Source organism: Phenylobacterium sp., assembly GCF_031984885.1.
GTDB lineage: Bacteria > Pseudomonadota > Alphaproteobacteria > Caulobacterales > Caulobacteraceae > Phenylobacterium.
The window spans coordinates 345,303-364,634 of sequence record NZ_DAMABV010000001.1; the positions used below are offsets into that span (position 1 = coordinate 345,303).

The following is a 19,332-nucleotide window of genomic DNA, read 5'->3' on the forward strand; positions in this document are numbered from 1 at the left end:
TCAGCGCGCCTCTTTGTTGGTCGGGGCGGTCTCGAGCGGCCAACCGCCGCCGAGGGCCTTGTAGGATTGAACGGCGCGGCGCAGGGCCTGCACCTGGGCCACGGTCTCCAGGGTGCGCACGGTGCGCCACGCCTGTTCGTTGTTGAGCATGGTCTGCAGATCGGTGAAGCCGGCGACATAGCCCGTGCGGGAGGCTTCATAGGCCCGCTCGGCCCGGGTCTCGCCGGCGTCGAGCAGCTCCACCCGGCGACGGTCGGCGGCCAGTTGGACCAGGGAGTTCTCGGCCTCGCCATAGGCGGTCTGCACCGCCTTCTCATAGGCGATGGCCGCCTGCTCGGCGCGGGCGTCCTGGGCCTTCATCTCCGAGAGCAGCCGCGGGACGTCCAGCACCGGGATGACGACATTGCCGCCGATGGTCCAGTTCTGGATCGTCGCCGAATAGCCCGGCTGGTCGCTCTTCTGCAGGCCGACGCCGGGCGTCAGCTTGAAGGTCGGGAAGAAGGCCAGCTTGGCGTAGTCCAGGCGCCCCAGGGCCGAGACGAGCATGGCCTCGGCGCGGCGCACGTCGGGCCGGCGGGCCAGCAGCTCGCCCGGAATGGCGGCGGGAACCTCGGGGATGGCGCCGACCTCGGCGTCGATCGGCAGGCTGGCGATGGGATCGATCCCGCGGCCGGTGAGGATCAGCAGATTGCGGCGCTGGGCCTGCAGGTCGGCCTCCAGGCCGGCGACCTGGGCGCGGGCCTGGGAAAGGTCGCCGGCCACGCGGTCGGCGTCGGCGGGCGAGCCGATGCCGCGCTCGGCCCGGATGGTGGTGATGCGATAGAGCTCGGCCTGGATCCGCTCGGTCGCCCGCGCGTCCTCGAGCTGGATCGCCAGGCCGCGGGCCAGGAAGTAGCCGTCCGCCACCCCGGCGGCGAGGCTGGCGCGGGCGGCCTCGTAGTCGAGGCGGGCGGCCGCCATCTCGGCGTTGGCGGCGCGGCGGGCCGCGAAGATGCGGCCGAAGAGGTCGATCTCCCAGCTCACGTCGAAATTGGCGCTCTGGGTCTCGCTGTCGCCCGAGGTGGAGAAGCCGGGGATGGTGACGGCGGTCCCGTCGATCACCTTGCTTTCGGTCTCGGAGGTCGAACCGCGGATATTGCCCTGGGGCAGGAAGCCGGTCAGGGCGCCCGAGCGGGTGGCGCGCGCCTCGCGCAGCCGGGCGGCGGCGCTGCGCGCATCGGGGCTGGCGGCCAGGGCCTGCTCGATCAGGGCGGTGAGCTGCGGATCGTCGAAGGCGGTCCACCAGGCGTCGAGCCCCGGCGCGTCGGCGACGACGACGGCGGGCGGCAGTTCGTAGGCGGCGGGCAGGCGCGTATCGACGTCGCGGGTCGAGGCGCAGGCCGAAAGCGTCAGGCAGGCCAGGCCGACCATCGATACCGCAGGGGAGACTAGGCGCATCGCTCTTTTCATCACTATCGGTTTGCGACGCCGCCTGCCGCGCCGTGCGGACTTGGGCGGCGCGGCGCAGACCTTGATACCGGCGTTCCGTTCTTAGCCGCGGTCATGCTTCAGGTCGATTGCTGAGACGACATGATCGGCAATGGAGACGACGACTGTCGCAAAGCGGTCGCACGACGCTGGCGCAAGACCGCGCCCCGCACTAGGGTTCCGCGCAATTCCACCCCCCATTTGAGTGAACTATGAAACAGTTTCTCCTCGCCAGCGCCGCTGTCTGGGCCGTTTTCTCCGCCCCGGCGCTGGCGGCCGACATCGCCCCCGACAAGATCGCCGAACATGTGAAGGTCCTGGCTTCCGATGCGTTCGAAGGCCGCGGCCCGGCCACCGAAGGGGAGACGAAGACGGTCGCCTATATTACCCAGCAGTATGAGGCGGCCGGGTTGAAGCCGGGTGGAGATCTCGTGGACGGCCAGCGCCGCTGGACCCAGGACGTGCCGCTGGCGCGCTTCGAGATCAAGGGCCCGGTGGCGATCAGCGTCACCGCCGGCGGCAAGAGCGCCATCTGGACCCAGGGCGAGGAGGTGGCCCTGCGCGCCGCCCAGACCGGCGACGCCCGCGTCACCGTCAAGGACGCCCCGATCGTCTTCGTCGGCTACGGCGTCACCGCGCCCGAGCGCGACTGGGACGACTTCAAGGGCGTCGACCTGAAGGGCAAGGTCGCCCTGGTGCTGGTCAACGACCCCGACTTCGAGACCGGCCCCGACAGCAGGAACGGCGGCGACTTCGGCGGCAAGGCCATGACCTATTACGGCCGCTGGACCTACAAGTTCGAGGAGGCCGCGCGCCAGGGCGCGATCGGCTTCCTGGTGATCCACGAGACCGCCCCGGCGTCATACGGCTGGGCGACGGTGAAGAACTCCAACACCAACACCCTGTTCGACATCATCCGCGACAAGCCGAGCGAGGCGCACGCCCTGCTGGAAGGCTGGATCCAGCGCGACCGCACGGTCGAACTCTTCAAGGCCTCGGGCCTCGACTTCGAAGCCCTGAAGAAGCAGGCCCAGACCCGCGACTTCAGGCCGGTCGAGCTGAAGGGCGCGACCTTCTCCACCGACTACGAGGTCGACGTGCAGAAGATCGTCTCCAAGAACGTGGTCGGCATGATCGCGGGCGCCAAGCGGCCGGACGAGACCATCATCTATTCCGGCCACTGGGATCACCTGGGCGTGGGCCTGCCCGACGCCAAGGGCGATGCGATCTACAACGGCGCGGTCGACAACGCCGACGGCATCGCCACCATGATCGAGATCGGCCGCGCCTTCGCCAAGGGCCCGCAGCCCGACCGCTCAGTGGTGTTCCTGGCGGTCACCGCCGAGGAGAAGGGCCTGCTGGGCTCGGAATACTACGCCGCCAACCCGCTCTATCCGCTGGGCAAGACGGTCGCGAACATCAACATGGACGCGCTGTCGCCCGCCGGCCCGGCCAAGGACTTCACCACCTCGGGCGACGCGGCCTCGACCCTGCAGGACGCCCTGGTGGCGGTCGGCAAGAGCCATGGCCGCTACTACGTCCCCGACCCGCGCCCGGAAGCCGGCTCGTTCTTCCGCTCGGACCACTTCCCGTTCGCCAAGCGCGGCGTGCCGGCGATCTCGTTCGGCTCGGGCCGCGACCTGATCGAGGGCGGCGAGGCCGCGGGCGCGGCCTATTCGAAGGCCTACACCGCCGAGCGCTATCACCAGCCGGCCGACCACTTCGACGATAGCTGGAACCTTGAAGGCATCGCCCAGGACGGCCAACTGATGTTCGAGCTGGGCCGCCAACTGGCCAATTCGACCACCTGGCCGGAGTGGAAGGCGGGCTCGGAATTCAAGCTGACCCGGGACGCCACCGCGGACCAGAGGAAGTAGCAAGGGCGAGGAACGAGATGGCGCAGGCAGGTCAGATTCGAACCGGGATCGGGGGCTGGATCTTCGAACCCTGGCGGGGCGTGTTCTATCCGCAGGGCCTGAAGCACGCGGACGAGCTGTCCTATGCCAGCCGCCATCTCACCACGCTGGAGATCAACTCGACCTACTATTCCAGCCAGAAGCCCGAGACCTTCGCCAAGTGGGCGGCCTCCACCCCGGACGGTTTCGTCTTCTCGGTGAAGGCCTCGCGGTTCTGCACCAACCGGCGGGTGCTGGCCGAAGCCGGCGAGTCGGTGGGCAAGTTCCTGAACCAGGGGATCGTCGAGCTGGGCGACCGGCTCGGGCCGATCAACTGGCAGTTCATGGCCACCAAGAAGTTCGACCCCGACGACTTCGCCGCCTTCCTGGAACTGCTGCCCAAGAAGCTGGACGGCCTGGCCCTGCGGCATGTGGTGGAGGTGCGCCACCCCAGCTTCGCCGATCCGGCCTTCGTGAAGCTGTGCCGCGACCAAGACGTGGCCGTCTGCGTGGCCGAGCATGAGACCTACCCGCTGATCGCCGACATCACCTCCAGCTTCGTCTATCTGCGGCTGATGAAGGGCGTCGACGAGATCGAGACCGCCTATCCGCCGGAAGAACTCGACGCCTGGGCCGAGCGCCTCGCCGACTACGCGAAGGGCCAGGTCCCCGGCGACTTCAAGCCGCTCGACCGCACCGGCCCCGCCGAAGGTCCGCGCGAGGTGTTCGCCTATGTGATCCACGAGGGAAAGGTCCGCGCCCCGGCGGCGGCGCAGGAACTGCTCAAGCGGGTGGGCAAGTAGTCGCAAATGCAAAACGCCCCCGGCCATGGGCCGAGGGCGCGATCTGCAAGAATGCGAATTCTTGTTGCGGGCTTACGCGCCGCCGGGGAAGCGCATCGGCACCTTCACGACGCCGGTCTTCGACCCCATCGGCAGAGCATCGGCCACGCACAGGGCGGCCTTGTCGAAGCCCTTGCCAGCCTTGCTGTCTTCCAGGACCTTGCAGCCCGACAGCTTGCCAGCCTCGGCGTTGCACTCGAGCATCACCACCGCGGCGTCGCGGGTGTTGGCGTGCTTGGTCAGGCACTTCGACATGCTTTCCTGGAAATCAGCCGCAGCCGACGCGCCGGCAAACGCCAGGCAGAGGGCGACACCGCCGCCGATTTTGATGAGATTCTTCATGGCCCCACTCCTTTCTAGATAACGGACGCATCCCCTCTATGAGGCATTCAGGTTAAAAGAATCTGATGGCCGAGAATTAGATGTGGTTAACGTACAGTAAATGACGCAATCACATTTCCGGCGTCTCTCTATATATTACACACGCGAAGTCAGGAAAATCCGGACTTCCAGTGACGATTGGTTAGCAACCTCCCCGCATTGTGAACCTAAGGATACTACCTAGTCGGGGGAAATTTTGGTGAAGCGCTTTCGGCTCGTCGACTTGCCGCTGATCGCGAAGATCGGCTTCGCGCCAGCTTTCGCATTGGTGATGCTGGCCCTGACGGCCGGCGGCGCCGTCATCATCCAACGTGGCCAGGCCAACGACCTCAAGCAGGTCGTCCATACCGACCTGCCCAACAGCCTGCGCCTGCAGAAGGTGTCCGAACGGATCACCGCGGTGCACGGCCAGCTCTACTTCCTGCTGACCCACCAGGCCGCCTCGATCGAGACCGACAAGATCGAGGGCGAGAGCCAGAAGCTGCTGGCCGAGGTGGACGCGATCACCAAGGAAGTGCAGGCCATCGAGGCCGCGGCGCCCGCCTCGCAGAAGAAGGCCTTCCAGGACCTGGTCAAGGCGCTGAAAGGCACGCGGGACGCGCTGGACGTGATCGCGGCCATGATCAGCACCGACTTCGGCACCGCCGCCGGCTTCGCCGCTCCGTTCGAGCAGGAGTATGCGAGCATGGCCGGCATGCTGAACAACATCGTCGCCGCCAACAACAAGCTGACCGACGCCAACGCCAAGGCCAGCGAGGACCGCTCGCAGACCGCGCAGATGGTGACCATGGTCGCCGCCGTCGCGACCCTGCTGATCGCCGGCGCCCTGGCCTGGGCGCTGACCATGATGCTGCGGCGCGACGTCAAGCAGATCGCCGGCGCCACCGAGGCCCTGGCCCGCGGCGACAACGCCATCGACCTGGACAAGCTCCGCCGCAAGGACGAGCTGGGGGCCATCGTCTCGTCGCTGACCGTCTTCCGCGACAACCAGCTTCACCTCGAGAAGCTGCGCATCGAGCACGAGCAGACCGAAGCCTCGGCCGAGGTCACCCGCCGCCAGAACGCCGAAGCCGCCGCGGCCATCGCCGAGGAACAGGCCATGGTGGTCAACTCGCTGGCCCGCGGCCTCGACAGCCTGGCCGCCGGCGACCTGACCTACCGCCTGGAGACCGAGTTCCCCGGCGACTATCGCAAGCTGCGCGACGACTTCAACGCCGCCTCCGCCAAGCTGGAGGAAGCCATGAGCGCCATCGCCGGCGCCACCGCCTCGATCCAGTCGGGCGCGGGCGAGATCAGCACCTCGGCCGACGACCTGTCGCGCCGCACCGAGCATCAGGCCGCGACCCTGGAAGAAACCGCCGCGGCGCTGGACGAGATCACCGCCACGGTCAACAAGACCTCGGAAGGCGCCAGCCACGGCCGTGAAGCCGTCGCCGCCGCCAAGACCGACGCCGAAGAAGGCGGCGTGGTCGTCGGCCGCGCCATCGAGGCGATGGGCCAGATCGAAAGCTCGGCCAAGCAGATCAGCCAGATCATCGGGGTGATCGACGAGATCGCCTTCCAGACCAACCTGCTGGCGCTGAACGCTGGGGTCGAAGCGGCGCGGGCCGGGGAAGCCGGCCGCGGCTTTGCGGTCGTCGCCTCGGAAGTCCGGGCCCTGGCCCAGCGTTCGGCCGAAGCGGCCAAGGAGATCAAGACCCTGATCTCGGCCTCCAGCCAGCAAGTCAGCCAGGGCGTGAGCCTGGTCGGCGAGACCGGCAAGGCGCTGGAGCGCATCGTCCGGCAGGTGGGCGAGATCTCCAACGTCGTCGGCGAGATCGCCGCCTCCGCCAAGGAGGAGGCGCTGGGCCTCGGCCAGGTCAACACCGCCGTCAACCAGATGGACCAGGTGACCCAGCAGAACGCGGCCATGGTCGAGCAGTCCACCGCCGCCAGCCGCGTGCTGGCCGACGAGGCCCAGGAACTGGCCCGGCTGGTCGCCCGCTTCCGCGTCACCGGCGGCGGCGTCCAGGCCGCCACCCGCACGGTCGCGCCGACCCCGCACCGGCCGCCGCCGGCGCAGCGCCTGGCCACCCGGGGCGCCACCGCCCTGGCGCCGAGCGCCCACGCCGACCAGGATAGCTGGGAAGAGTTCTAAGAATACAAGACGTCCAGGAACGAAGGGGGGTCGCCGTCCGGCGGCCCCCTTTTTCGTTGCGCGCCGCCCGCGCCCGGCCCGCTTGACCGACGCGGCGTCAGGCCAGGCGCACTTCCTCCGCCCCCGGGAGGACACGCCATGGCCCAGTTCTGCGCCGACCACCTGACGTTCAAGCCCGGCCTGAGCGCCTGCCGTTATGGTTAACCGGGCCTTAAGGCGGAACGGCTCAAGCCCTGGGCATGCGCTTAGCTCCGCTCCTGCTGATCCTGGCCCTGGCCGCCTGGCCGGCGAACGCCCAGCAGACGCCCCTGCGCGGCCCCGTGAAGCCCGAGCAGGCCCAAGAGCCGCAGCAGCCCGCGACGCCCCTGCCCGGGCTTCTCGCGCCCCTGGCGGGCCCCGGCGGCGCCGACGCCGAGCGCTGCCGCCTCGACTGCGCCGGCAGCTACTACGTCTGCCTCTCGACCGAAGCGGCGGAGGATTGCGCGCCGAACTGGATGCAGTGCCGCAGCGGCTGCGCCGCGTCCGCGCGCCGGCGGATGATTACGACGGGTCCGGACCGTTCCTGAGCATGAGCGTCTGGCTTCCGGTTCGACCTCGTCATAATATGACGGGCGTCACCTTTTCGAGTCAGGCCTGAGATGTCCGAAGTCGCCTATCTACCGCCCGGCAAGCGCGAACTGACCAAGGTCGCCAATCGGCAGGCCATACTGGACGCCGCGCGCAAGGTGTTCGGGGACCTGGGCTACGAGACCGCGACGGTGCGCGACATCATCCGCGGCACCGGCCTCGCGGCCGGGACCTTCTACAACTACTTCAAGTCGAAGGACGAGGTGTACCTGGCCCTGGCCAGCGAGGGCGCCCGCCAGTTCGCCCCGCTGCTGAAGGCGCAGCGCGCGCAGTCGGCCGGCTGGGAAGAGTTCGTCCATGCCGCCATCGAGGCCTATTTCCTGTTCCTGGCCGACGCGCACAAGAGCTGGCTGAGCCAGCGTCCGGCCGGCGAGATCCAGCCGCACGTGCACGGCGAAACGCCGGAGATGACCGCCGTCTTCAACGAGGTCCGCGAGGCGATCGTCGAGGAGATGGCCGGCGGCGGCGCGCCGGTCGCCGACCCGGACTACCTGGCCGCCGCCTGCATCGCCATCGCGCGCGACGTGGGCGAGAAGATGCTGGCCCGCCGCCCGATCGACACCAAGGGCGCCACCGCCTTCGCCGTGGCCATGATCCAGGGCGGACTGAAGGGCCTGCAGCAGGCCGAGGGCTGAACGGCGTGGCCAGTCTCCAGCGCGCCCTCGCCCGTACGATCCTCTCGCTGCCCTCGCCGATCCTGCGCCTGATGTCCGGGGGCGCGGCCGTCTATCGCGGCGGCCGCACGCTCGATCCGCGCTTCCAGTTCATGGCCGCCCAGGCGGCCCGCATGCCCGCCATGACCACCCTGTCGCCCGAGGAGGCCCGCCGCGCCGCGGCCGAGGGCGGCAAGGTCTATGGCGGGCGCCCGGAGCCGGGGGTCGCCGCCGAGCCCCTGGCCATCCCCGCGGACGACCGCAGCATTCCGGCCAGGCTCTACCGGCCCGAGCGCCAGGACCCGGCCGCGCCGGCCATCGTGTTCGCGCACTTCGGCGGCGGGGTGATCGGCGACCTGGAGACCTGCCACGCCTTCTGCGGCATCCTGGCCAAGGTGACCCGCGCGCCGGTGGTGTCGGTGGACTATCGCCTGGCGCCCGAGCATCGCTTTCCGGCCGGGCTGGACGACGTGCTGGCCGCCTACAGGTACGTGCGCGACGACGCCGGGCGGTTCGGCGCCCCGGCCGGGCGGGCGGTGATCGGCGGCGACTCCATGGGCGGCAATTTCGCGGCGGTCGTCTGCCAGGACCTGCGGCGCGCGGGCGAACCGCAGCCCGACCTGCAACTGCTGGTCTATCCCTGCGTGGACGTGGCCAGCCAGAGCGCCTCGATGACCACCTATGCCGAGGCCTTCCCGCTGTCGCGGGCGACGATGGACTGGTTCATCGGCCACTATATGGGCGCGGGCGCCGACCCGGCCGACCTGCGCCTCTCGCCCCTCGGCGAGGAGGACCTGTCGGGCCTGGCGCCGGCGGTGGTCGTCACCGCCGGCTTCGACCCGCTGGTCGACCAGGGCGAGGCCTACGCCACGCGCCTGCGGGCGGCGGGCGTGCCGGTGGTCTATCGCTGCTATGACGGGCTGGCGCACGGCTTCACCGCCTTCACCGGCGTGGTCCCCTGCGCCGACGTGGCTTGCCGAGAGATTGCGGGCCTGGTCCGCGAAGGCCTGGAGGGACGTATTGCGCGCGCTGCTGGTTGAGGAACTTGGCCCGAACTACGGCGGCTGCGTCCTGAAGGAGATCCCGACCCCGGCGCCGGGGCCGGGCGAGGTGCAGGTCAGGGTCCGGGCCGCGGCGGTCAACTTCCCCGACCTGCTGCAGACCCGGGGCGAGTACCAGCACAAGCCGCCCCTGCCGTTCATTCCGGGCATGGAGATCGCCGGCGAGGTCAGCGCCCTGGGCGAGGGCGTGGACCAGTTCCAGATCGGCGAGGCCGTCGTCGGGGGCGCGCGCATCGGCGGCTTTTCCGAATATGCCGTGACCCCGGCCGCGGGCCTGCGCCGCAAGCCGGAGGGCCTGACGTTCAGCCAGGCGGCCGGCTATGCGACCGCCTATCTCACCGCCTATGTCTCGCTGGTGCGCCGCGCGGCGGTGGAGCCGGGCGAGTGGGTGCTGGTGCACGGGGCGGCCGGCGGCGTCGGCCTGGCCGCGGTGGACCTCGCCAAGCAGCTCGGCTGCAAGGTCATCGCCGCCTCGGCCTCGGACGACAAGCTGGCCGTCGTGCAGCGGGAGTATCAGCCCGACGCGGTGGTCAACGTGACCGGGGGCTTCCGCGAGCAGGTCAAGGAGATCACCGGCGGCGGCGGGGCGGACGTGATCTACGACCCGGTCGGCGGCGACGTGTTCGACGAGAGCCTGCGCTGCATCGCCTTCAACGGCCGCATCCTGTCGGTCGGGTTCGCCTCGGGCCGCCAGCCGGTGCTGCCGGTCAACATCGCCCTGATCAAGGGCTTCTCGGTGATGGGCGTGCGGGCCGGCGAGTACGGCCGCCGGTTCCCCGAGAAGGGCCGCGAGAACGTGGCGGCGATCTGGGACATGGCCGCCCGGATGAAACCGCGGGTCGATCACGAGTATCCGCTGAGCGACTGGCGGGCGGCCTTCGATTCCCTCGCCAACCGCAAGGTGGTCGGCAAAACCATCGTCAGACCGGACCTGTGACCTATATAACCGGGTCATGACCGTCGAACACGAACACGAACTCGAGGGCCTCAAGGCCGCCGGCCGGCTGGTCGCGCGCACGCTGGAGGCCATGGGCAAGGCGCTGGAGCCGGGGATCACCACCCGCGAGCTCGACCAGCTCGGCCGCCAGATGCTGGAGCTGGAAGGCGCCCGCTCGGCCCCGGAGCTGACCTACGACTTCCCGGGGGCGACCTGCATCTCGGTGGCGCCGGACTGCGCGCACGGCATTCCCGACGACCGCCGGATCGAGGCCGGGACCCTGGTCAATATCGACGTCTCGGCCGAGCTGAACGGCTTCTTCGGCGACACCGGGGCCAGCTTCGCGGTGCCGCCGGTCAAGCCGAACATCGAGCGGCTGTGCCGTGACGGCCGCCGGGCCATGTGGGCGGGCATCCGGGCGGTGCGGCCGGGGGTCAAGCTCAACGAGGTCGGCAAGGCCATCCAGGGCTTCGCCGACAAGAACGGCTACTCGCTGGTGACCAACCTCGCCAGCCACGGCGTCGGGCGCTCGCTGCACGACGAGCCGGCCGAGATTCCGACCTGGTGGGAGCCCAGCGACCGCCGCCGGATCCATGAGGGCCTGGTCTTCACCATCGAGCCGTTCCTGTCGCTCGGCGCCGACTGGGTGGAGGAAGGCGACGACGGCTGGACCCTGACCCCGCCGGGCCACGAACCGACCGTCCAGTACGAGCATACGCTGGTGGCGACGCGGCGCGGCCCGGTGATCCTCACCCTCGCGGCCTGAAAACACAGGAGAAGGTTGACTCCTCTCCTCGCCTCCCTTAGGAACCGCCCCTCAATTTTATACCGGAGTTGATCTCGTGAAGCGGACTTTCCAACCGTCCCGACTGGTGCGTGCACGCCGTCACGGTTTCCGCGCGCGCATGGCGACCAAGAACGGCGCCAAGATCGTGGCTCGCCGTCGCGCCAAGGGCCGCAAGCGCCTGACCGCCTAAGACGCATCCGCGTCTTGGAGCCTAAGGTGTCGGCATGACCGACGCCCCCAAAGTCATCGAACGCATCCAGAAGCGCTCGGACTTTCTCGCCGCCGCGCGGGCGTCTTCGCACGCCAAGGGCGCGGTGGTGATGCAGGCCCGCGATCGGGCCGACGATTCTCCCGTGATCCGCGTCGGCTTCACCGCCACCCGCAAGATCGGCGGCGCGGTCGTGCGCAACCGCGCCAAGCGGCGCCTGCGGGCCGCGGCCCAGGCGATTTTGCCGCAACTGGGCAAGCCCGGCTTCGACTATGTATTGATCGCCCGCAACGGCGCGCCGACCCGGGCGTGGCCGCGTTTGCTTGACGATGTGAAAACCGCGCTGATAAGCCTCGCGGCCGAAAGCGACAGCCCGTCCCGCGCTTCGCAGCGCGCCCCTTCTCCCTCCGCCTGAGCGCGCGTCCAAATGCAAGAGAACAACAACCGCAACACGATCATCTTCGTGGTCAGCGCGGTTCTGATCCTGATCGCCTACCAGTTCTTCGTGCTGGATCCGGCCGCCAAGAAACGGAGCGCCGAGATGGCGCGCCAGAAGGCCGCCGCCGCCGAGGTGCAGGCCGCGTCCGGCGTCGTGACGCCGGCCGCGCCGGGCGCCAAGCCCGGCCCCGTGGTGATCTCGCGCCAGGAGGCCGCCGCCGCCAGCGCGCGCGCGCCGATCGCCACGCCGGCGCTCTCGGGCTCGATCTCGCTGCGCGGCGCGCGCATCGACGACCTGTTCCTGAAGAACTACCGCACGACGGTGTCCAAGGACTCCCCGCCGGTGGAGCTGCTGCGGCCCGAAGGCGCCCAGCACGCCTTCTTCGCCGAGTTCGGCTGGACCGGGGCCAACCTGCCCGGCCTGCCCAACGCCGAGACCGTCTGGCAGGTGGTCGAGGGCTCGACCCTCGCGCCCGGCCAGCCGCTGGTGCTGCGCACCGCCAACGGCGAGGGCCTGACCTTCACCCGCAAGATCGAAATCGACGACAAGTTCATGTTCACGGTGACCGACACGGTCGCCAACACCGGGACCGGCACGGTCACGCTGGCCCCCTACGCCTCGGTCCAGCGCCAGGGCGTCCCGGCCGACCTCGGCCGCACCCATATCGTGCACGAGGGCGCCATCGGCTGGCTGGGCGACGAACTGCGCCAGGTGAAGTACGCCAAGTGGCTGAAGGAGGGCGGCCCGTCGCTGTCGTCCGTCGGCGGCTGGACCGGCATCACCGACAAGTACTGGCTGACCGCCCTGATCCCCGATCAGAACGAACACATCCAGAGCCAGTACCGGGTGACCCGCTCGCTGGCCGCCGACATCTATGAAGCCAACTATGTCGGCCGCCCGCACATCATCCCGGCCGGCAAGCAGGTCACCGAGGTCACCCGCCTGTTCGCCGGCGCCAAGACCGTGCCGCTGCTGAAGGAATACGAGACCAAGCTGGGCGTGCCGCACCTGGACATGGCGGTCGACTGGGGGAACTTCTGGTTCATCACCCGGCCGATGTTCATGCTGCTGGACTTCTTCTTCCAGAAGGTCGGCAACTTCGGGATCGCCATCCTGCTGCTGACCGTGACGGTGAAGCTGATCTTCTTCCCGCTGGCCAACAAGAGCTACGAGTCGCTCACCAAGATGAAGAAGGTGCAGCCGCAGGTCGAAGCGCTGCGCGCCAAATTCAAGGAAGACCCGGCCAAGCAGCAGCAGGAGCTGATGGCCCTCTATCAGAAAGAGAAGATCAACCCGCTGACCGGCTGCCTGCCGATGCTGGTCCAGATCCCGGTCTTCTACGGCCTCTACAAGGTGCTGACGGTCACCATCGAAATGCGGCACGCGCCGTTCTTCGGCTGGATCCAGGACCTGTCGTCCAAGGACCCGCTGACCGTCTGGAACCTGTTCGGCCTGCTGCCGTACAACCCCGCCACCGTGCCGGTCATCGGGTCGATCCTGAACTCGGACCTGCTGCACCTTGGCCCCATGGCGCTGCTCTACGGCGTGACCATGTACCTCTCGACGGCCATGAACCCGCCGCAGCCCGATCCGATCCAGCAGAAGATCTTCCAGTTCATGCCGGTCATGTTCACCTTCATCATGGCCCCGTTCGCGGTCGGCCTGCTGATCTACTGGACCTGGTCGAACGTGCTGACGATCCTGCAGCAGTACGTGATCATGCGCCGCTTCAAGGTCGACAATCCGATCGACCAGATCATCGCCAGGCTGACCGGCAAGCCGAAGGAAGTCGGTTGAGCCAGGACCCGCTCTTCACCGAGGACGAACTGGAAGCTGCGCGGGTGCTGTTCGCGCGGCAGGCCAGCTTCCTGATGGGGGCGGTCTCGGTCGACGGCCTGCCGCCGGGCGACCTGCCCGAAGTGGCCTTCGCCGGCCGCTCGAACGTCGGCAAGTCGTCGCTGATCAATGCGCTGGTCGGCCACAAGGGCCTGGCCCGCGCCTCCAACGAGCCGGGCCGCACGCGCGAGCTGAACTTCTTCGTGCTGGACGAGCGGCTGCGGCTCGTCGACCTGCCCGGCTACGGCTGGGCCAAGGCCTCCAAGACCGAGGTGAAGCGCTTCCAGAACCTCGGCCGCGACTTCCTGCGCGGACGCGCCAACCTCAAGCGCGCCTTCCTGCTGATCGACGCGCGCCATGGCCTGAAGGCGGTGGACGAGGAGCCGATGGCCGCCTTCGACAAGGCCGCCGTCTCCTACCAGATCATCCTGACCAAGGCCGACAAGCTGAAGCCGGCCGAGGTCGAGGCCGTGCGCCTGCGCACCGAGGCGGCGATCATCAAGCGTCCGGCCGCCTTCCCGCGCGTCCTGGCCACCTCTTCGGAAAAAGGCTTCGGCATCCCCGAGCTGCGGGCCGAGATCATGTCGACCTGCGAGGTCGCGCCCTAGCGGCCCAGGGCGCCCCCGCTGACGCGGGGTCAGTCTTTGCGGCGGGCGGCGTCCGTGGAAGAACGGCGGGGAAGATAGCCCCGGGATCGCCACCATGCTCTCCACCGCCGGCCGCACGGCCTATGACGCCGACCTCGACCTGTTCCGCGACCAGGTGCGCAGGTTCTTCGACAAGGAGCTCCATCCGCACCTCGACCGCTGGGAAGAGGAAGGCGTCGTCGATCGCGAGTTCTGGAAGGCCTATGGCGCGGCCGGGCTGCTCTGCCCGCAGGTCCCGGCCGAGTACGGCGGCCTTGGCCTGGACTACCGCTTCAACGCGGTGATCGGCGAGGAGCTGGCCTATGCCGGCTCGTCCGCGGGCGTGACCCTGCAGTCGGACATCACCGTCGACTACATCATCAACTACGGCTCGGAGGAGCAGAAGAAGCGGCTGCTGCCGGGCATGGTCTCGGGCGAGATCATCACCGCCATCGCCATGACCGAGCCGGGCACGGGCTCGGACCTCCAGGGCGTGAAGACCACCGCCCTGCGCGACGGCAACCACTATGTCGTCAACGGCTCGAAGACCTACATCACCAACGGCCAGAACGCCGACGTGGTGATCGTGGTGGCCAAGACCGACCCGGCCCAGGGCGCCAAGGGCATTTCACTGATCCTGGTCGAGCGCGGGGCCGAGGGCTTCGAGCGCGGCCGCAACCTGGACAAGGTGGGCCAGAACTCGGCCGACACCTCCGAGCTGTTCTTCAACGACGTGCGCGTGCCGATCACCAACTGCCTGGGCGAGGAAGGCCGCGGCTTCGCCTACCTGATGGGCCAGTTGCCGCAGGAGCGGCTGCAGATCGCCATCGGCGCCCAGGCCGGCGCGCAGCGCGCCTTCTACGAGGCGGTGAAGTTCACCAAGGAGCGCAAGGCGTTCGGCCAGGCGATCTTCGACTTCCAGAACACCCGCTTCACCCTGGCCGCCCTGAAGGCCAAGCTGCAGGCCGGCTGGGCGCACCTGGACTGGGCCATCGCCCGCCACGTCGCCGGCAAGCTGGACGCCGCCGAGGCTTCGGCCGCCAAGCTGTTCCACACGGAGCTGCAATGGGAGGCCTGCGACACCGCCCTGCAACTGCACGGCGGGGCCGGCTACATGAACGAGTATCCGATCGCCCGCCTGTGGCGCGACGCGCGGGTCCAGCGGATCTACGGCGGCACCTCCGAGATCATGAAGGAAGTGGTGGCGCGCTCGATCTGATCGCGCCGCCGACGCGCTGCAAGGCGGTGACACGCGCCCTCGGGTCCGCTATCGGAGCGCCCACGGGCGCGGCGCCCATCGCGCCCCTTCTTTGAGTTTTGGAGCCGGGAGGCTCCGGGAGGGCCCACGCCTTGACCGACGACGCCGAAGAACAGGGCTGGGCCACCGCCAAGACCCTCGCCGAAGCGCTTCCCTACATCCAGATCTATGACCGCGAGGTCGTGACGATCAAATACGGCGGCCACGCCATGGGCGAGGAGAGCGTCGCGCGCCTGTTCGCCGCCGACGCCGTGCTGCTGAAGATGCTGGGCGTGCATCCGGTCGTGGTGCACGGCGGCGGGCCGCAGATCTCGCGCATGCTCGACAAGGCCGGCGTGAAGTCGACCTTCATCGACGGCCTGCGGGTGACCGACGAGGCCACCATGGAGGTCGCCGAGATGGTGCTGTCGGGCGCCATCAACAAGGAGATCGCCAACTGGATCACCCTGGCCGGCGCCGAGGCCGACGTGCGCGGCGTGGGCCTGTCGGGCAAGGACGCCCGCCTGATCACCGTCGAGAAGGCCCATCGCACCAAGAAGGATCCCGACAGCCAGATCGAACAGGTCGTCGACCTGGGCTTCGTCGGCGAACCGACCCGCATCGACCCCAAGCTGATCGAAGCCCTGATCTATGCCGACGAGGACTACATCCCCGTCGTCGCGCCGATCGGGGTGTCCAACGAGGGCGAGACCTACAACATCAACGCCGACACGGTGGCCGGCGCCCTGGCCGGGGCGCTGAACGCCAAGCGCATGCTGCTGCTGACCGACGTGCGCGGCGTGCTCGACAAGAACGGCGAGCTGATCCGCCAGATGACCATCGCCGAAGCCCGCGAGGCGATCGCCAGCGGCGTCGCCACCGGCGGCATGATCCCGAAGCTGGAGACCGCCATCGCCGCGGTCGAGTCCGGCGTCGAGGCCGTGGTCATCCTGGACGGCCGCCGGCCGCACGCCATGCTGACCGAGCTCTTCACGGAACACGGCTCGGGCACGCTCATCCGCGCATGACGGCGGACCTCACCCACATCGACACCTGGCTCTTCGACCTGGACAACACCCTCTATTCCGAGGAGTCCGGGTTCATGCTGGGCGTCGAGAGCCGGATGACCGACTTCGTCGCCAGGGTCACCGGCCTGCCGCAGGACGCCGCCTATAACCTCCAGAAGCATTACCTGGCCGAGCACGGCCTGACGCTGAAGGGGCTGATGCTGCACCACGGCGTCGATCCGGCCGACTTCCACGCCCTGTTCCACGACCTGTCGCTGGACCTGCTGGCCAAGGACCCCGAACTGGTCGCCGCCATCGCCCGGCTGCCGGGGCGGCGCTACATCTTCACCAACGCCGACGACACCCACGCCGAGCGCGTGCTGGCGCACCTGAACCTGCGCGGCCTGTTCGACGAGGTGTTCCACATCCACTCGTTCGGCTTCACGCCCAAGCCCGACCCGCTGGGCTTCCAGCGGATGATCGACGCCCACGGCCTGGTCCCGACCACCACCGCCTTCTTCGAGGATTCCGAGCGCAACCTGCACCCTGCCGCGGACCTGGGCATGACCACCGTCCTGGTCGGCCCGCGCGCGCTCGCCTCCACCGCCCCGTTTGTCCACCACCGCACCGAGAAGCTGACGCCGTTCCTGAGCTCGGCGCGCCTGAAGGAAACCGCCTGATGTCCGACGACCTGAAGTCCGTGATCGAAGCCGCCTGGGAAGCCCGCGACGGCGTCAACACCAGCACCAAGGGCCAGGTCCGCGAAGCGGTCGAGGAAACCCTCGCCCGCCTCGACAACGGCGTGCTGCGCGTCGCCTCGCGCGGCGACGACGGCGTGTGGACCACCCACCAGTGGGCCAAGCAGGCGATCCTGCTGTCCTTCCGCCTGAACGCGAACCAGTTGATCGACGGCGACGCGCCGCACCCCTACTGGGACAAGATCCCGCTGAAGTTCACCGGCTGGGACGCCGCCCGGTTCGAGGCCGCCGGCTTCCGCGCGGTGCCCGGCTGCGTCGTGCGCCGCGGCGCCTACATCGCCAAGGGCGTGATCATGACCCCGTCCTTCGTGAACATCGGCGCCTATGTCGACGAAGGGACCATGGTCGACACCTGGGCCACGGTCGGCTCCTGCGCCCAGATCGGCAAGAACGTCCACCTGTCGGGCGGCGCCGGCATCGGCGGCGTGCTGGAGCCGCTGCAGGCCAACCCGACCATCATCGAGGACAACTGCTTCATCGGCGCGCGCTCGGAAGTCGCCGAGGGCGTGATCGTCCGCGAGGGCAGCGTGCTGTCGATGGGCACCTTCATCACCTCGACCACCCGCATCGTCGACCGCAAGACCGGCGAAGTGTTCATGGGCGAGGTGCCGCCCTATTCGGTGATCATGCCGGGCTCGATGCCCAGCCCGTTCGGCGAGGGCCTGCCCTCGATCAACTGCGCGGTCATCGTCAAGACCGTGGACGAGCGCACCCGCTCCAAGACCTCGATCAACGACCTGCTGCGCGACTAGCGCCCGCCCCGGCGGCGCGGACACGCGCCGCCGGACGCCTGATCCCCCCGATTCGCCGGATTACGGCTTCATTCGGCCATCCCGCACGCGCCATTCGGCATGGGCGTTCGCCCCTGCATGCCTGACGCACGCGTCATCCACAGGAAAAGCCCCCAGATCGGGGCTTAGCAACCAGTTAACTATAGCATTCGCTTCTCGCGATACTGGGCCGCGCTTAGGTTAGCGCGTGACGCGAACATGATCGCGGCGAGCATCGACAGTATCCTTAACGTAACCACGCGGCATGTTCGGAGCCCGTTGTTATCCAAGGAAATTGCTATTCGCCCCGAGAGTTGAAGCGCAGTTGCATTAACTTTAACGCAGGGCCCGAACCGATGACCCCAGCGCCTTCGCCAGCCGCCGTCGCCGCCGAGACCCAGGTCCCGGACGTCCCGCATCCGGAGCCCGCCTCCTGGGCCGAACCGGCGCCCGGATACCTGGAACAGGACGCCATGCGGTTCTTCTACCGCTGGGGCGGCCACCTCTCGGCGACCCTGATCCGCGTGCGCTCTCGCTTCGACGGGGATCTCGACCAGTACCTGCTCTATCTGGTGTTCCTGCTGGCGGAGATTTCCGAATCCCTGCCGCGCGGGCCCCGGCCGCCGCAGACCTTCCGCCGCCGCCGGGGGCTCAATGCGCTCAGCCTGGCGGACATCACCCAGATCCCGCGCGAGACGACCCGCCGCAAGCTGCTGGCCCTGGTCGAGCGCGGCTATCTGGTGCGCGAGGACGACGGCCTGTTCACCCTGGGCGAGGCCTATGACGTCGACCAGTTCTTCACCGACCTGAAGCCGCTGTTCTGGGACGCCGTGCGGATGGAGCGCTGAGCGCGCCCGGAGCACGATCGGTTTGGGCGGAAAACGCCCTAGTCGATGTTGTCCAGCTTGCGCCACAGGCGGCGGATGGCGAGGGCGCGCACCGCCGCGTCCTCGGATTCCAGCGGCGCCATGCCCAGCTTCTGAAGGCAGTCGTTCAGGGCCAGCGGCTCGCGCCGGGAGAGCTGGATGCCCTTGCGGCGCGCCACGGCCTGGAACCGCCGCCAGGCGCATTCCGTGCCGGCGGCGGCCTCCACCGTCCCGGCCGGCAGCAGCCCGGTCTGGAGCACCCGATGGAAGGCCACCAGCGTCGCGCCGCGGCACAGCTTGGCGACGAGCGTGGCGAACACCGCCTCCTCCATGGGCTCGGCCGAGAGATCCTCGCTGGCGCCGCCACCGAACATGGTCGCGGGGCTGGACGAGCGGACGAAGGCGCTGAGCGCGACGTTGCCGCGATCATCGACGAAAGCGTACTGCATGACGTGCTGGCGGCCGTCCGCGGCCACCGACCGCACAGCAAAGTAGAGGTGCTCGCTGGCCGAGACCTGGTGCGAAGTCCTGGACGGGAATATATGGTCGGGTAACTGCGTTCCGCGAATAACGCCGCCACGCTCCAAAATATCAAGGATATCCTCGATCTTCTCGGCAGATGTTCTGGGTTTCTTCTTCTTGAAGAAATTGAACATGACGCAGGCACCTCACACGCGGACCAGGCATAGTTCTTGAATGCGTGTGTCAGGTCGATGCAGTTGCTTCCCAAATCGGGATGGTAAACGAGAATTAAGCATCCCATTCTGGGCGACGCGCCTTGACCGCCCCGCGACTCAA

The 19,332-nt window shown here is 68.6% G+C and carries 20 protein-coding genes; 17 read left to right on the forward strand and 3 right to left on the reverse strand.

What is annotated here, in order from left to right; translation table 11 throughout:
* Complete coding sequence (locus RTL41_RS01710; protein WP_312160694.1) at window positions 1-1,437, reverse strand: TolC family protein; 1,437 nt, start codon at window positions 1,435-1,437, stop codon at window positions 1-3.
* 242 nt (window positions 1,438-1,679) lie between these two features.
* On the opposite strand from RTL41_RS01710, the gene RTL41_RS01715 reads away from it, so the two are divergent.
* Window positions 1,680-3,344 carry a M28 family metallopeptidase gene (locus RTL41_RS01715; protein ID WP_312160696.1) on the forward strand — a complete coding sequence of 555 codons (1,665 nt, stop codon included), beginning with the start codon at window positions 1,680-1,682 and terminating at the stop codon, window positions 3,342-3,344.
* A gap of 17 nt (window positions 3,345-3,361) precedes the next feature.
* Window positions 3,362-4,165, forward strand: a complete 804-nt coding sequence (locus RTL41_RS01720; protein ID WP_312160697.1) for a DUF72 domain-containing protein — start codon at window positions 3,362-3,364, stop codon at window positions 4,163-4,165.
* Window positions 4,166-4,237: 72 nt separating this feature from the next.
* On the opposite strand, the gene RTL41_RS01725 is transcribed toward RTL41_RS01720, so the two are convergent.
* The gene (locus RTL41_RS01725; RefSeq protein WP_312160699.1) at window positions 4,238-4,546 is read right to left on the reverse strand and encodes a hypothetical protein; all 309 of its coding nucleotides are present in this window, start codon (window positions 4,544-4,546) and stop codon (window positions 4,238-4,240) included.
* 238 nt (window positions 4,547-4,784) lie between these two features.
* On the opposite strand from RTL41_RS01725, the gene RTL41_RS01730 reads away from it, so the two are divergent.
* From RTL41_RS01730 to RTL41_RS01800, 15 genes are all read left to right on the forward strand, one after another.
* Complete coding sequence (locus RTL41_RS01730) at window positions 4,785-6,722, forward strand: methyl-accepting chemotaxis protein (protein ID WP_312160702.1); 1,938 nt, start codon at window positions 4,785-4,787, stop codon at window positions 6,720-6,722.
* Window positions 6,723-6,961: 239 nt separating this feature from the next.
* A complete protein-coding gene (locus RTL41_RS01735) occupies window positions 6,962-7,288 on the forward strand; it encodes a hypothetical protein (RefSeq protein ID WP_312160705.1) in 327 nt (108 codons plus the stop codon).
* Between the two features lie 72 nt (window positions 7,289-7,360).
* Complete coding sequence (locus RTL41_RS01740; protein ID WP_312160706.1) at window positions 7,361-7,984, forward strand: TetR/AcrR family transcriptional regulator; 624 nt, start codon at window positions 7,361-7,363, stop codon at window positions 7,982-7,984.
* Between the two features lie 5 nt (window positions 7,985-7,989).
* Entirely contained in the window at window positions 7,990-9,042 is a 1,053-nt protein-coding gene (locus RTL41_RS01745) for an alpha/beta hydrolase (protein WP_312160707.1), read from the forward strand.
* Window positions 9,023-10,000 carry an NADPH:quinone oxidoreductase family protein gene (locus RTL41_RS01750; RefSeq protein ID WP_312160709.1) on the forward strand — a complete coding sequence of 326 codons (978 nt, stop codon included), beginning with the start codon at window positions 9,023-9,025 and terminating at the stop codon, window positions 9,998-10,000. The genes RTL41_RS01745 and RTL41_RS01750 overlap by 20 nt, the downstream gene beginning before the upstream one ends.
* Window positions 10,001-10,016: 16 nt before the next feature.
* A complete protein-coding gene (map, locus tag RTL41_RS01755; RefSeq protein ID WP_312160711.1) occupies window positions 10,017-10,766 on the forward strand; it encodes a type I methionyl aminopeptidase in 750 nt (249 codons plus the stop codon).
* Between the two features lie 76 nt (window positions 10,767-10,842).
* On the forward strand, window positions 10,843-10,977 hold the full coding sequence (gene rpmH / locus RTL41_RS01760; protein ID WP_056017364.1) for a 50S ribosomal protein L34: 135 nt from the start codon (window positions 10,843-10,845) through the stop codon (window positions 10,975-10,977).
* A gap of 34 nt (window positions 10,978-11,011) precedes the next feature.
* Window positions 11,012-11,410 carry a ribonuclease P protein component gene (rnpA, locus tag RTL41_RS01765; RefSeq protein WP_312160715.1) on the forward strand — a complete coding sequence of 133 codons (399 nt, stop codon included), beginning with the start codon at window positions 11,012-11,014 and terminating at the stop codon, window positions 11,408-11,410.
* 12 nt (window positions 11,411-11,422) lie between these two features.
* Window positions 11,423-13,231 (forward strand): membrane protein insertase YidC, encoded by a 1,809-nt coding sequence (yidC, locus tag RTL41_RS01770; protein ID WP_312160717.1) that lies wholly within the window; start codon window positions 11,423-11,425, stop codon window positions 13,229-13,231.
* On the forward strand, window positions 13,228-13,878 hold the full coding sequence (gene yihA, locus RTL41_RS01775; protein WP_312160719.1) for a ribosome biogenesis GTP-binding protein YihA/YsxC: 651 nt from the start codon (window positions 13,228-13,230) through the stop codon (window positions 13,876-13,878). The genes yidC and yihA overlap by 4 nt, the downstream gene beginning before the upstream one ends.
* Window positions 13,879-13,972: 94 nt before the next feature.
* The gene (locus tag RTL41_RS01780) at window positions 13,973-15,115 is read left to right on the forward strand and encodes an acyl-CoA dehydrogenase family protein (RefSeq protein ID WP_312160721.1); all 1,143 of its coding nucleotides are present in this window, start codon (window positions 13,973-13,975) and stop codon (window positions 15,113-15,115) included.
* Window positions 15,116-15,246: 131 nt separating this feature from the next.
* Entirely contained in the window at window positions 15,247-16,161 is a 915-nt protein-coding gene (gene argB / locus RTL41_RS01785; protein ID WP_312160723.1) for an acetylglutamate kinase, read from the forward strand.
* Entirely contained in the window at window positions 16,158-16,820 is a 663-nt protein-coding gene (locus tag RTL41_RS01790; protein ID WP_312160726.1) for a pyrimidine 5'-nucleotidase, read from the forward strand. Before argB ends, RTL41_RS01790 begins: the two co-directional genes overlap by 4 nt.
* Window positions 16,820-17,650, forward strand: a complete 831-nt coding sequence (gene dapD / locus RTL41_RS01795) for a 2,3,4,5-tetrahydropyridine-2,6-dicarboxylate N-succinyltransferase (protein ID WP_312160728.1) — start codon at window positions 16,820-16,822, stop codon at window positions 17,648-17,650. Before RTL41_RS01790 ends, dapD begins: the two co-directional genes overlap by 1 nt.
* A 374-nt stretch (window positions 17,651-18,024) precedes the next feature.
* Window positions 18,025-18,516, forward strand: a complete 492-nt coding sequence (locus tag RTL41_RS01800; protein ID WP_312160730.1) for a hypothetical protein — start codon at window positions 18,025-18,027, stop codon at window positions 18,514-18,516.
* Between the two features lie 38 nt (window positions 18,517-18,554).
* Here RTL41_RS01800 and RTL41_RS01805 read toward each other — a convergent pair whose 3' ends face one another.
* Window positions 18,555-19,190: a hypothetical protein gene (locus tag RTL41_RS01805; protein WP_312160731.1), complete on the reverse strand. Its 636-nt coding sequence runs from the start codon at window positions 19,188-19,190 to the stop codon at window positions 18,555-18,557.
* Window positions 19,191-19,332 lie beyond the last annotated feature (142 nt).

Coding starts and splice junctions, on each gene's coding strand:
- RTL41_RS01710 (WP_312160694.1), bottom strand. CDS start 1,437: ATGCGCCTAGTCTCCCCTGCGGTATCGATGGTCGGCCTGGCCTGCCTG.
- RTL41_RS01715 (WP_312160696.1), top strand. CDS start 1,680: ATGAAACAGTTTCTCCTCGCCAGCGCCGCTGTCTGGGCCGTTTTCTCC.
- RTL41_RS01720 (WP_312160697.1), top strand. CDS start 3,362: ATGGCGCAGGCAGGTCAGATTCGAACCGGGATCGGGGGCTGGATCTTC.
- RTL41_RS01725 (WP_312160699.1), bottom strand. CDS start 4,546: ATGAAGAATCTCATCAAAATCGGCGGCGGTGTCGCCCTCTGCCTGGCG.
- RTL41_RS01735 (WP_312160705.1), top strand. CDS start 6,962: ATGCGCTTAGCTCCGCTCCTGCTGATCCTGGCCCTGGCCGCCTGGCCG.
- RTL41_RS01740 (WP_312160706.1), top strand. CDS start 7,361: ATGTCCGAAGTCGCCTATCTACCGCCCGGCAAGCGCGAACTGACCAAG.
- map (WP_312160711.1), top strand. CDS start 10,017: ATGACCGTCGAACACGAACACGAACTCGAGGGCCTCAAGGCCGCCGGC.
- rnpA (WP_312160715.1), top strand. CDS start 11,012: ATGACCGACGCCCCCAAAGTCATCGAACGCATCCAGAAGCGCTCGGAC.
- yidC (WP_312160717.1), top strand. CDS start 11,423: ATGCAAGAGAACAACAACCGCAACACGATCATCTTCGTGGTCAGCGCG.
- RTL41_RS01780 (WP_312160721.1), top strand. CDS start 13,973: ATGCTCTCCACCGCCGGCCGCACGGCCTATGACGCCGACCTCGACCTG.
- RTL41_RS01790 (WP_312160726.1), top strand. CDS start 16,158: ATGACGGCGGACCTCACCCACATCGACACCTGGCTCTTCGACCTGGAC.
- dapD (WP_312160728.1), top strand. CDS start 16,820: ATGTCCGACGACCTGAAGTCCGTGATCGAAGCCGCCTGGGAAGCCCGC.
- RTL41_RS01800 (WP_312160730.1), top strand. CDS start 18,025: ATGACCCCAGCGCCTTCGCCAGCCGCCGTCGCCGCCGAGACCCAGGTC.
- RTL41_RS01805 (WP_312160731.1), bottom strand. CDS start 19,190: ATGTTCAATTTCTTCAAGAAGAAGAAACCCAGAACATCTGCCGAGAAG.